Below are 13,970 nucleotides of genomic sequence, written 5' to 3'. Positions count from 1 at the left end.
GCTGCGCGCCCCTAAGCGTTCCGAACTATTTAATTCCTTGGTTTTTCACGTATTCCAGCCATTGTTTTTTGTATTCCGCCTGGATTTTATCCAAGCCGGCCGCTTTCGCTTTTTCCATAAATGTTTTGAGTCCGCCTTCTACATCCGCTACAAGGCCCGCTTCCAAAGGATACAGGTATTGCTTCTCAACTTGCTCCAAAGCGGCTTTCTCCGCCTGATAGCTGGTGTAGTCTTCGGCAAAGCCGGTAAACTTGTCAGGAGACTGGATTTTGTCCAACTCTTGGAAAATCTTTTTAACGCCGTCGTAGCCTTTGTCAAACAACATGTACTCCGGATTTCTCCAAGCCCAGCTTTGCATGCCTTCTCTTGGGAAGCCGTTGCTGTTCGCATCGCCGATCATCGTGTAGTAACCGTTTTCGACCTTGTAGTTCTTGTTTTCAATACCATACTGCGTCAACAGATTGTACGATTTATCAGTAACCAATTTTTCGTAGAAAGCAAGCGCTCTCTCCGGATTTTTGCTGCTTTTCGGAATCGCAAAACCGTTGTGGATCGGATGCACCGGCTCTGCATGTCCTTTGATCAGAGGAGCCGGGTAGTATTCGATTTGCCAATCCGGATGGGCGGCAGCGATTTTAATCTTCTGATCGTTATAACGGCTCGGATTGTCGCCCAAGTTGGCTGCGGCCTTGCCGTTGGTGATCAGGTCTGTCATCGAATCCTTCACGTTCAGGACGTTTTTCGTCATGTAACCGTTGTCTTGCCATCTTTTGTAAGTTTGCAGCTCTTTCAAGTGTTCAGGCGAACCCCAGTAAGAAGTGACTTCCGTAGGGTTTTTATAAGGAATTTGAAGACCGTAAGGAACCGCTCCGATCGGATCGATCGTCAAGTTTTTGTACAAATCGGACAGGTTCTGCCTCACGTCGCTGTTTGCCGCCAGAGGCGTAATGTCCGGCACGTTTTTCTTGATGCCGTCCAGGTAAGCTTCAAAGTTGGCCAGCGAGTCCGGCTTCGGCAAATTAAATTTCGCACGGAGATCTTCGCGCCATATAAAGCCTGTTGTCACGTACTCTTTGTATGTGGCGGGAACGGTGTAAATTTTTCCGTCGATTTTAACGGCATCCCACATATCTTTCGGCACGAAGCTGTTCAATTTGGGAGCTGCTTTAGGAAGCAGGTCGTCCAGCGGCAGGAACGCTCCTTTTTTCGCATAGGCTTGATACTGTGTCCATTCGGCTGTGAAAATCAGGTCGATCGGCTGGCCGGATGACAGGAGCAGCTTGTATTTTTGATCCCAGTCGGTCCACGTCGTGAAATTAAATTTGACAGTCGCGTTCAAGTCCTTGAGCGCCATTTTGTTGATTTCTTCTTCGATAACCGGAAGATCCTTAGGAGCAGGGCCTAACATATAAAACTGCAATTCGACTTTCTTCGAAGTATCCAGTCCTGTCGACCCCGCGGCTGCGGAAGACGCAGGCGATGCCTGACCTCCTGCCGCCGGGCTGGCTGCGGGTGCGGTAGAGCTGCTGCAGCCGGCAACGACGGAGCCTGCAAGTGCCAGCGCCAGCGATGCGCTGTACATTTTTTTTGTTTTGCTTTTCATGCAAATCCTCCCTTTTTATTATGAATGATATATGTTAGCTGACGGATCGAATCCGGTTCAGTTCTAACCTTTGACAGCGCCAATCGTTAATCCTTTGACGAAAAACCTTTGCACGAACGGATACAAAAAGAGGATCGGACCGGTAACAATCATCGCCATGGCGAGCTTGGTGGATTCCGTAGGAATTTCCTGCCCGAACGACACCCCGGTGCTTGTGCCCAGCTGCGAAACGGCTGAAGCGGTATTAATGATGTCGTACAGGAAATACTGCAGCTCATATTTATTCGGGTCGTTGATGAACAGGGAAGTCGAGAACCAGCCGTTCCAATATTGCAATGCCAGGAACAAGCCTACTGTCGCGATACCTGGCATCGCCAGCGGCAGCACCACGCGGTAATAGATCGTAAAATCGTTGGCTCCGTCGATCTTCGATGACTCCGTAAGCTCGTCGGGAACCGCCGATTTAATGAAGCTTCTCATTAATATGATCAGAAATGGCGTCATCAACCCCGGGAAGATGAGCGCCGCGAAACTATCGGTCAGCTGCAAATATTTGGTTATCATAATGTACCAAGGCACAAGCCCTCCGCCAAACAGCGTTGTAAAATAGATGTAGAAGGACAGCTGGTTGCGGTATTTGAAATCTTTTCTCTGCAGCACGTATCCGGCCATCGTCATCATGAACAGTCCTAGCGTTGTTCCGACGACCGTAACGAAGATCGTTACCCCGTAAGCCTTCAATATTTTTTGCGGAAACGTCAGTACGGCATCATACGCTGCCAGCGAGTACACCTTCGGGATCAAATGATAGCCGTCACGGACAATCGATTCGTTATCTGTGAACGACCCCGACAGCAGCAGAAGAAACGGAAAGATACAGATGATCGAAAGGCCGATAATAATCAAATATGCGATGATATTGAACAACGTAGAATCAATAGTCTTGATTTTCAATGCGGCCACCTCCTAGAAAAGCGCGTATTCTTCGTTCGATTTTTTAATGAAGTAGTTTACCGTCATGATCAAAACAAATCCGAACAAGGATTGGAACAATCCGGCCGAAGTCGCCATGCCGATGTCGAACGTCACTTTAAGCGAGCGGAATACGTAAGTATCCAGAATGTCCGTCGTATTGTACAAAATCCCGTTGTTACCGATGAGCTGATAGAACAGGTCGAACTGGCCTTTCATAATGCTGCCCAAAGCGAACAGAAGCAAAATAATGAAGGTCGGCTTCAGCATCGGCAGCGTAATGTACCAGATTCTCTGGAAGATGTTCGCGCCGTCGATTTTCGCGGCTTCATAGTATTCGTCGCTGATCCCCGTAATAGAAGCGAGATAAATGACCATCGTGTAACCCAAGTTTTTCCATACGTAAAAGGCGACCAGCAAGAAGATCCATGCGACAGGCGTATTGTAAATATCGACCGGATTGGAGCCGAGCCCCTTGAGCGTCGTATTCACAAAGCCCGTATCGTAGTTGAACATGTTATAAGCGATCGCATTCAATAATACGAACGAAATGAAGTAAGGCAAAAACATGACGGATTGCGTTATTTTCTTAAACCACTTGCCTCTCATCTCGCTTAACATAATGGAACAGAAAATCGCGGCTACGTTCACAAACACAATGAAAGCAAGATTGTAAGCGACCGTATTTCTCGTCAGTGTCCACAGCGCTCCCGAATTCCAAAGAAATTTGAAATTATCCAGCCCGACAAACGGACTTCCGAACAGCCCCCCGTTGAAATCGAACCGGGTAAAGGCGAAGTAAATACCCACCATCGGCACATATGAATTGATGAAGAAAAACAATAACGTTGGCGCTATCATGAGAAACAAAATTTTGTTTTTGTTTAGCTCGTACAAGAACCCATTCTTTCGCACCATGCTGAAAAGCCTCCCTACTAAGAAAATTTAATTGCGTCGATATCTGCGGGTCATGTTCGAATTATATACGGAACAAATCCGTCAGCGAAACTGAATATATGCGACCAAACATGAATTATTTGCAGATTTGGCGGCTTTTCCGGGTATGCACATTTTAAACATTCATGGATTTTTCAGCTTTTTGGCGCCATTCCCGCCCTTCGGCCCATCCGATTTCCATTGCAAGAGCAAAATAGGTACGATATACTTTTCTACGAGTAAGGGGGGTGGTTACATGAGAGAGCGTACGCAAGACAACAAGAACGTGTACCGCAATATTTTAATCAGCATCATTTTGTGCATCGTCGTTACCTTGCTTGTATCCTCAACGATTCTTTATGTTAATTTCGATAATATCGCGCTCAAGCAGGTGTATGAATCCGACTCGAACAGCCTGATGCAGACCAGTCAGGAAATTTTAAAAGTGACGGAAACTGCTACCTCCCTATCGTTTCAAATTTACCGGGATTTCGTTGTTTCCAAGCTGCTCTTTTATGACAAGCCTGATATTTACGATGTAACCAGCGCTATGGAACAGTTGAACAATTACCGTCTGGCCATGCCTTTCATCGATTCGATCTACGTGTATAACGGCAAATCGGAACTTTTCTACGTAAGCTCCAACAATTTTCAGAGCGGAACCCAAACCAAATCGCAGTTGGGCGATCAAAGCATGGTGGAAATTTTGGACCATTTTCAGGATTACACGCCTTTTCTGCCGATACCCAGGGCGTATAATCCGGGAGTAAACGGGCTGCCGGGAGCTCCGAAGGTCGGCATTTATTCCTATTTGTGCTACGACGCCATCAACATTAACAAAACGCTCAATTCCGCCGTTATCGTTAACATTTCGGAATCTTTTTTCAATAAATATTTGAAAAGCGTGGCGAACAACCGCTCCAGCAAAGAGTTCATCATTAACAAAGACGGCGTGCTGCTGTCCACGGATGGCGACAACCCGATATTGACCAGCTATGCGGATAAAAGCTACATTGCGAAAATTACAGCCGACGCATCGTCACCGGGATATGTTGTCGACACCATTGACGGCGTCAAATCGCTCATTACCTACACGGCGCCGGATTCGCTAGGCTGGCGGTACGTTCGCACGACCCCGTATTCGGTCATCACGCAAGAAATTACGAGCATGAGGACGAAAACGATCTACATCAGCGCAACGATTCTGCTTGCCGGCCTGTTGATTTCTATTTTCACATCGCGCAGACTGTTCGATCCGATCGATAAAGTCATCCGCAAATTGAAAACGCTGGAAATCGAGAAACGCGACAATTTACAAATATTGCGGCAAGATTTCCTGAGAAATATTATTATGGGCAGAGAAGTGTACCATCCCGTCGCGCTGCAGGAAAAATTGCGTTATTTCGGGTCAAAAGTCAACATCGGGCACCCGTCTTTGCTGATTATGGTGAAGATCGATCATTTTGCCGACAATACCGATAAATTTCAGGATCAGTTCAAGCTGCTGCGGTATGCGGTGATGAACATATGTTCGGAAATTGGAGTTTCCGCTTACTTTGAAGCCGAAGGGATCGACATGGGAGACGATCACATTCTGCTGCTGCTCTCCGCGCAGAACTCCGACTTCGTCTGGGATCAAGACGCTTTCACTGATATGCTGCACAAAATGCAAACGTCCATTGCCGCCTATCTCAAGCTGTCAGTTTCCATCACGATCGGCCCGTTGCAGGATAATGCCGGCCAGTGCATCCTTCTTTACAAACAACTGCTGGAAGCTTCGTACCACAGGCTGTTCAGAGGCCGCGGCTGCATCATCCGTTCGGAGGAAGTTATGGGCTACCGGTCCAAAGAATACAAATTCCCCGTGCAAAAGGAAAAACAGCTGGTCGACAGCCTGATGACCGGGGATTCCGCCGAAGCTGAAGCCATTTACGCGGAAATCGTGCGCGAAACCGCCGAATTTCCTTACTCCGTCGTGCAGTTGGCCATATCGCATTTAACGCTGACCGTTAATAACGTGCTTAATACGATCAATAAAAACAACGCAATGTCAATTCCGCTCTATCTCGATACGACGATCGCTTCGCTGAATCAAGTGGAAACGATCGAGGAAATCAACGCGCAGTTTTACCGCTTGTTCGAGCAGCTGCACAAAAAGCTGGATGAAAAAAGAAGCACGAAGCATGTGGAATTGATTAAAAAAATGAACGACATCATCGAGAGAGATTACGCCAATCAGAACCTGTCCCTGAACTCCATAGCCGACGAGCTTGATATGTCGCCTATTTACATCAGCAGGCTGTATAAACAGCATACGCTGGTAGCGCTTACGGATGTCATCCAGGACGTGCGGATGAACAAGTCGAAAGAACTGCTCATGCACAGTTCCCTCTCGGTGGCGGAAATCGCGGAAAAGACCGGATTTACGAGCGATTCGTACTTTTACAGAAAGTTCAAAAAGTACAACGGCATCACGCCGAACGATTTCCGCCGGCAGCACACGCAATCCGCCGGGATATCGTCGGAAGACGGAACGTAAAAAAGTTGGACCGCCCTTGAAGGGCGGTCCAACTTTTTTTACCACATAAGAATGTTTAAGTTCTTACAGCGCTAAAGCGCGTAGAACAGCATTCTTATTGGCGAATAAACCTACCTCTAACCGCGGTCGCTCATCTTCGAAAGACCTCGATAAAGGTTTATCTCACGGATTCAGCAGGTTGTAGATAACTTGCGCCGCTTCCGCCCGGGTGGCGATTCCCTGCGGGTCGAATTGGCCCGACTCGCGGCCTTGAATCAGATGCATCGCCGCAGCCGTATGCACATACGGTGCAGCCCAGGATGAAATGTTCGATTCATCCGCAAACGAAGCGCCGGCCTGGCCTGCGGCAGCCTCACCGTGAACGGCGTTGTAAGCCCGCAGCATCATCGCGACCATTTCCTCGCGGGTAATCGAAGCGTCCGGTGCGAAAAGCTCGCTGCTCTTGCCGTTGACAACGCCTGCTTTTACCGCGGCCGCAAGGTCCTGCCCGTACCAGGCATTGCCCGGCACGTCGGCGAATGATACGGCTCCGGCTCCGGTCAGCTTCATCGCCCGCACCAAAAGTGCGGTAAACTCGGCGCGGTTCACGCTGCGTTCAGGTTCGAACACGGCGGGTCCGGTGCCGCCTACGATTTGTTTTGCCGCCAGCTCTTTGATCACCTTGCTGGCCCAATGCGTACCGGGTACATCGGTAAACGTCTTGTTCACTTCCAGCAGCACATATTTGCTGAAATGGTGAATCTCCGCAACCATCTCGCCGTTATCGTACGTTCCGCCGATATATTCCATGCTTCCGTCATCCGCAATGTAATAAATGCCGGTCAATTTCGGATCTGCGGACGCACTCACTTTGAAGCGGACGGTAATCGGCTGATTGAATTTCGTCAAATTCACTGTTTTGCCGTCTGCCAATGTAAGGACCAAGCTAAGCTCGTGGACTTCGCCGGCAAGCTTTATTTGCTGCTGTCCGGCCGTTTGGCCTTTGGTTATCGCATGTTGAATGTCCTGCGCCGGCAAGGTTTTGAATTTCAGCGAAATGCTGCTGTTCCGGCTATCCTCAGCGGCAGCCATGCCTGTCAGCTGCTTGAACAGTTCGGACGGCACGGACAATGACAGCCCATCCGTTTTTACCTCCAACTTGTTCCCGGTCAGCAGGTCCGCGGTATTCGCTGGCAGCTTCACTTCGAAAGTTTGAGCGGGCACTTCGACTTTGACTTTGCCGTTTGTTCCCGGATGCAGCTGATCAGGTGATACGGTTACGGTGCCTGGTTGATCCGCTTTTGGATCGCCGCCTTGACTATTTGCGCTGCCGGTTCCATTGCTGCTTCCGCTATCGCTGCCGCCATTGTCGCCGCTGCTTTGTGTCACAGCCAAAGCGCGCTCCGATACAAGCGACTCCCCATATGCATTGACCGCCGTCACCTTGTAATAATACGCCGTCCCTGCGCTCAAGCCCGTGTCAAGATAAGAGTTCGCGGCCAACGCAACCGCGTTGACTTTGAAATAAATACCGTCAGCAGTCGCGGAACGGTACACGTTGTACGTCACCGTCGCATCCGAGCCTGCCACAGCGTTCCAAGACAATTGGATCGCGCTCGTGCCAAACGCTGTCGCGCTCAGGCCTGTCGGGGCCGGCGGCGCTCCCGGCAGGACTATAGCATCGGTCGTTGCTCCGGCAAGGGCCGACAATGCCGATTCCCCGGCGCTGTTCACAGCCGTCACCTTGTAGAAGTACGCCGTCCCTGCGCTCAGGCCCGTGTCGAGATAAGAATTCGCGGGCAGCGCAACTGCGTTGACTTTCACGTAGACACCGTCGGCTGTCGCGGAACGGTACACGTTGTACGTCACCGTCGCATCCGAGCCTGCCGCAGCGTTCCACGACAGCTGGATCGCACTTGTGCCAAACGCTGTCGCGCTCAGGCCTGTCGGGGCTGCTGGCGCTCCCGGCACGACTACAGCTTCAGTCGTTGCTCCGGCAGCGGCCGACAAAGGAGATTCCCCGGCGACGCCCACAGCCGTCACCTTGTAGTAATACGTCGTCCCTGCGCTCAGGCCGGTGTCGAGATAAGAGTTCGCCGGCAGCGCCGACGCATTGATTTTTACATAGACGCCGTCTGCAGCCATCGAACGGTACACGTTGTACGTTACCGACGCATCCGAGCCTGCTACAGCGTTCCACGACAGCTGGATCGCGCTCGTGCCGAACGCCGATGCACTGAGGCCAGTCGGTGCGGATGGTCCGGCCATAGCTTCGGTAGTTACGGAAACGGCATCCGATTTGCCGGTCTCCGCACCATCGACAATAGCGGCCACTTTATAGTAGTAAGTCGTCGCAGGCTTCAGAGCGGCGTCCGTGTAGGAGTTCCCCTGCACCGGCGAAGCGTTCGTCAACACGTACGTTCCGTCCGCAGTCGCGGATCGGTATACGTTGTAGCCCGACGCTTCGGGAAGCGCATCCCAGCCAAGCTGTGCCGATGACGAAGTCACTGTTCCCGCCGCAAGTCCTGACGGCTTGGCGTCCAGCGTGCCGAACACTTTGACTTCCGCCAATTGCGGCGTATACCAGTTGTTGTTCGGGTTGTTCCACAGTACGGCATCGACCATATTGACTCTGACGTACCTGGCTTTGCCCGTAAGTTTGTCGGACGTAAATCCGTAGGTCGTATTGTTCGTTCTGTCGAGCGCGACCGTGTAGTTGACATCGTCGGTGCTCGTTTCGATTTTGTACTTGTAATAGGCTTCCGAGCCCTTCACCATGAACCACGATATTTGAATATTGCTCAGGTCGTAATTGGCGCCAAGGTCAACCCGCCACCATTGCGGCCAGTTATAGTTGCCGGAAGATACCCAGCTTGTGCCGTAGCTGCCGTCATTCGCATTCGTCGCCGGATAGCCTGAGGCTGCCGATTTTGCCGTTGCCGGCTTCCCTTGCGAAATGAGCGGATTCGACGGCGGAATCGTGATCGTGCCCGCCGCCGCGTCCAGCAGGAAGCTGTCATAATAATCCATGGACGCACTGGTGCCGTTCAAGGTCAGCGGCAGCCAAATATACGTGGAATCGCCTAATTTGGAAGGGACCCACCTGTCCGAGTACAACAAGTACGACGTTTTCTCGCTTCCTTCGACCGTCACAATATACGACGATTGCGAATAAAAAGCGGAGGAATTGCCCAAGTTCGCGAGCGGCGTCCAGGAAGCGATATCCTGAATGTTCGTCGTGGTCGAATACATCGCCTGATTCGGATACCAGCCGCTTGCTCCTGACGTGATCAGGTAATAGATGCCGTCTTTTTTCACGATGGCCGGGGCTTCCCGGTAAGGGCCCGTATATATTTTGCCTATCTGCTTTTTAATGCCTAAATAATCGTCCGTAAGCTGGTACAAAATCATATCGGCATTCACGCTCGACGATGAGATCAGGTATGCCGAACCGTCATCGTCCTTGAATACGGTCATATCCCGCGAATCGTTGCCGACCGAAGGCGCCGTGTGATCCGGATCGGCGGGATTCGGCCTGAAGCTGGCGATGTACGTGTAATCCCCGTCGACCGTGTCGGAGGTAGCTACGGCCACCCGGGCCAAGCCGTAATCCGTCGCATTTTCATAGTGCATCCACAGCACGTATTTACGAGCAGCCTCGTTATAAATCACTTTGGGCCGCTCGATGTTGCTGTTTGCGAGATCCGCAGCCGGATTGCCGTTCCGGTCTTTGGACGTCGTCGTAAGCACGTTGTTCCTGAACGTCCAGCTTTTCAAATCTTTGGACGCGTAAACTTTGATGTTGTAAAAATGCGCCTGGTCCGTAGACTTGTCTTCGCCGAACCAGTAATACGTGTCGCCCACTTTGATGATGCCGCCGCCATGGGCCTGGATTTTATTGCCGTTGTTGTCATACCAGAATGTGCCGCTGTCGATCGAAGCAGACCCTGTTCTGGCGACGGTGCTGTCGGATTTGGCCGACTCGCCTGCCGCGCTTACCGCGGACACCGCATAATAATACGTGGTGCTTGCGCTCAAGCCTGTGTCCGTAAAAGCGTTTGCCGCTACCGGCGACGCATTCACGCGTGTATACGTCCCGTAAAGCTGGGACGACCGGTAGATGTTATAGCCGGTTGCTCCCGGAACGGCATTCCACACAAGGCTCATCGAGTCCGACGCGTTCGCGGCAACGCTGGCTCCGGCCGGACGCTTGATGACAGGAGCGCCTACCGTCACTCTGGCTTTCGCCTTGAGGGCCGAATCCGCCACTTTGCCCGCTACTTCAAAGCTTCCGGCCGTCTGGTACAGGCTCGGATCGACGGCGTCCCAGGTCACATTGACGCGGCTGACCGTTCCGTCGCTGAACGTGGCGTCCACGGCCGCCGGCAAATTCAAGGGATCTCCGACGTCGATGGTCAGATCGATGGCCGGAATGTCCGTCAAGGTCGCATAACCGGCGAGAAGCTTTTGAATCTCCTCTTCCGTGATTTCCATTATATTGCCGTGACGCACGCCTGTCGGAAGCTGATAATCGGCGTCATTCATAAGCGTCCAGTTCCCCGATGCCAAATCGGTGGCGCTGTATCCGGTATATGTTCCGTTGTTGAATCCGTCCACGTACATATACCATTTGCCGGATGTCGGCGATTTGATGACGGAAGGACCCTCCACCTGCGGAGGAATAACCGCGTTCGGATAGCTTGCCGTATCATAAGCTCCGGTCAGCCCGGTCGTCGATACGGCCATCTTGATCCCTTTGCCGCTTGGCGCCGCCGCGGGATCGTTCGCTCTTTCATCCTTGTAATACGTGTAGTAAATGCCGTTATCTTCGATTACCGTCGAATCGATTTGATCGTGGCCCGGATCGGCAAACAACTTGGGAGCTGAAAAATTGACAAAATCAGTCGTCGTTCTGTAATAAACTCTGTGCTCGCCGGATACCGGATTCCCCGGGACTTTGGACGACCAGATCACCACGTAGTTGTTGTGGGCAGGGTCGTAATACGCTTCCGGCGCCCATGCATCCGTGCTGTTGCCCGGCGCAAAAGGCACCGTCCGGCCGTTCGTCCAATGAACAAGATCCGTCGAATCGTAGATCAGCAAATTCTTGCTCGTCCATGAATCCGTGGACAGGAAATGGTATACGCCGTCCTGGCCGCGAATAATGTCCGGATCGCGGACGGACTTGTTGCCGACATCGGCTTTGAGCACGCTTTTGCCCTTGTTCAGAGCCGTCCAATGCAGGCCGTCGCGGCTGTACGCCTGATACAGCGACTCGTCGGCCGCTTTAAAATACGAAAGCAGGAAGCCCGCATAAGCTTCTTGCGCCGGCACAGTCACGGTAAACGTCTTCTGCGCATGCTCGCTGCCTTTGGTCAGCGTTGCCGTCAGCGTGACGATCGCGCTCGGCGATCCTTTGGCCGGGCGGCGCACCTTGCCTGTGGCGGGATTGATGACCGAGCTATCGCTCGCAGCCCAAGAGATTGCGGAAACCTCCACCCCGACCGTCGGCAGCGCTAGATCGTGCTTGAGCGCAGCGATATCGCCGCCCAGCGTCAGGGCAGCCGCGTCCCATGCGACCGAATCGGCATCGCTGGCCTGCTCCAGCACTTTGACTGAGAACGTTTTCGTTTCTTTCAAGCCTGCTTTCTCCAAGGTGGCCGTCAACGTAACCGTGCGGTCTCCGGCGCCATGTACCGGGCGAACGACGGCTCCGCTTTGGCTGTTAACCGTCGACTCGTCGTCCGATTTCCACGTAATCGCCGTGCCGTTCGCGCCCGACTCAGGCAGCGTAAGCTTCGCCTTGACCGCGCCGGTATCGCCCAGCGTCAGTTGGGCTTGATCCGTCAGAACGTCCTGATACGCCAGTTCTGCGGCAATCCCTTTAATTTCCGCCGGACTAAGCACCCTGTCGTACAGACGGAAATCGGAAACTTTTCCTTTAAACCATTTGTCTCCGGAATAAGCGGGTCGGCCGATAAAGTTATAAAGCGTATTGCCCAAATCTTTGGAGGTAGTCGTCATCGTCGTATTTCTGGCGATTTCCGTTCCATCCTCGTACAAAATTCCCGTGTAAAACGCGTCCGAGCTATTTTTGGACATTGTGAGCGCAATATGTTTCCAGACGCCTGTGCCCAGCGGCACCCCGCTGCGCGATGCGCTTTGTTCCGCGGACCAGCGGTCTGTCGTGATGCTGAAACGGAAGCTTCCGTTGCCGCTGCCGTTATCCGCGGGAATAAGTCCCAAATACTTGGTACCGCTTGCAGAACCGGCGTCGGCAACGTTTGCAAAGCTGAAAATCCATGAAGGCCGGGCATTGGCCGGGTCTACGAATACGTTCGTTGAGACGGTTACATTGGTAACTCCAGCGAGCAGGTTGTTCGGCATTTGCACGGACCCCGACGACCCGTTCAAAGAAACGGCGCCCAAGGTTCCTTTGCCGGCCGTCCAAGACGCGCCTGCACTGAGCGTGCCGTTGTTGCCGTTGCCGGACGAATCCGCAGCTGTCGTGCCGCTTGTCTCATCCATTTTGTACCAAAGCTTCAAATTAGGTTCCTGTACCACTTTCACGCTAACCTGGTAATCGCTTCCAAGATACGTCAGCGTAATCGTGGCCGTCCCCGGTTGGATTCCTTTGACGACCCCCGCTGCATCGACTGTCGCGACTGTCGGATCGGAAGAGACGATCGCCGCTTTGGCAGTAACGTCTTCCGTCGTGCCGTCCGGGTAGGAAGCCGTAAGCACCGTAGTGTGCGTCGCATTGACGAATGGAAGCGCATACGAAATGGAATCCAGTGAAACGATCGTTTTCAATTGCAGGACGGTTGCCGTAAAAGTCTTGGTGTCGCTCGCGCTTCCCTTGCTGATCGTGGCCGTCAAATGCACGGTAGTGTCCCCGTCCGGAGATCTGTGCACAGTACCGTCGTTCCCGATGATATCCGGCCGGTCGGAGCTCCAAGAAACGGCAACCCCGCCATCGATCGCAACCGGAAGCGCGATATTGGCCTTAACGGCCGACAGATCGCCCAAATCCAAAACCTGTTTGGCCATCTGCACGCCCTGGCTGTCGCTTACATTTTCAATCATGACGCCCCGGATTTCCGTCGCACTCAAAGCGCGGGTATAGAGGCGAAAATCGCCGATTTGTCCTTTGAACCATTTGTCTCCGGAGTAAGCCGGCTTGCCGATAAAATTGTACGCCGTATTGCCCAAATCTTTGGGCGTAGTCGTCATCATCGCGTTCCTGGCAATTTCGACGCCGTCCTCATACAAAATCCCCGTATAATAAGCGTCCGAACTGTTTTTGGCCATCGTGACGGCGATGTTTTTCCATACGCCCTTGGCCAAAGGATTGCCGCTCCGGCCCGCGCCCTGCTCGGCTGTCCAGCGGTTCGTCGTAATGGCGAAGCGGAAGCTTCCGTTGCCGCTGCCGTTGTCGGCGGGCAGGAGGCCCAAATACTTCGTGCCGCTTGCGGAACCGGCATCCGCCGCACTGCCGAAGCTGAAAATCCACGAAGGTCTGGCATTGGCGGAATCGACCCAGACGTTCGTCGCAACCGTTACGTCCGTTACTCCGGCGAGCAGATTGTTAGGCATCTGCACGCTGCCGGTCGAGCCGTTCAATTGCACGGCGCCCGTTCCTGTAAATGCCGCGCCTGCGCTGAGCGTGCCGTCGTTGCCGTTGCCGGATGAATCCGCGGCCGTCGTCCCGCTCGTCTCGTCGAATTTGTACCACAGCTTCAAATTAGGATCCGCAGCCGCAGCCGATACGTTCACGGCCGGTACAAACGGAAACAAGCCCGCGACCAGCGCAATGATGACGAGCATAGACAAGAATCTGTTCTTTCTTTTTTGCATGTGTTACCCCCATTTCCTTCATATTCACGTACAATTCCGATTATTTCAGAGCGCGTACGGCCAAGGAAACTGAATTTCGGGACA

General features: G+C 52.5%; 5 protein-coding genes. 1 reads left to right on the top strand and 4 read right to left on the bottom strand.

Going from position 1 to position 13,970, the window contains the following annotated elements; all coding sequences use genetic code 11:
* Positions 1-25: 25 nt before the first annotated feature.
* The 3 genes from AC0LWT_RS34345 to AC0LWT_RS34335 form a co-directional block, all read right to left on the bottom strand.
* The gene (locus AC0LWT_RS34345) at positions 26-1,603 is read right to left on the bottom strand and encodes an extracellular solute-binding protein (protein WP_474686083.1); all 1,578 of its coding nucleotides are present in this window, start codon (positions 1,601-1,603) and stop codon (positions 26-28) included.
* Positions 1,604-1,666: 63 nt separating this feature from the next.
* Positions 1,667-2,557, bottom strand: a complete 891-nt coding sequence (locus AC0LWT_RS34340) for a carbohydrate ABC transporter permease (protein ID WP_474686081.1) — start codon at positions 2,555-2,557, stop codon at positions 1,667-1,669.
* A gap of 12 nt (positions 2,558-2,569) precedes the next feature.
* Positions 2,570-3,493 (bottom strand): ABC transporter permease, encoded by a 924-nt coding sequence (locus tag AC0LWT_RS34335; protein WP_474686079.1) that lies wholly within the window; start codon positions 3,491-3,493, stop codon positions 2,570-2,572.
* 274 nt (positions 3,494-3,767) lie between these two features.
* Between AC0LWT_RS34335 and AC0LWT_RS34330 the strand changes: the two genes are divergently transcribed.
* On the top strand, positions 3,768-6,050 hold the full coding sequence (locus tag AC0LWT_RS34330; RefSeq protein WP_474686077.1) for a helix-turn-helix domain-containing protein: 2,283 nt from the start codon (positions 3,768-3,770) through the stop codon (positions 6,048-6,050).
* 162 nt (positions 6,051-6,212) lie between these two features.
* Here AC0LWT_RS34330 and AC0LWT_RS34325 read toward each other — a convergent pair whose 3' ends face one another.
* Complete coding sequence (locus AC0LWT_RS34325) at positions 6,213-13,886, bottom strand: immunoglobulin-like domain-containing protein (RefSeq protein WP_474686075.1); 7,674 nt, start codon at positions 13,884-13,886, stop codon at positions 6,213-6,215.
* Between the last annotated feature and the right edge of the window lie 84 nt (positions 13,887-13,970).

The sequence above is a fragment of the Paenibacillus sp. sgz302164 genome (genome assembly GCF_056120505.1).
Note: the sequence above shows the minus strand (reverse complement) of the source record. Positions and strands in the feature narration are given on the sequence as shown.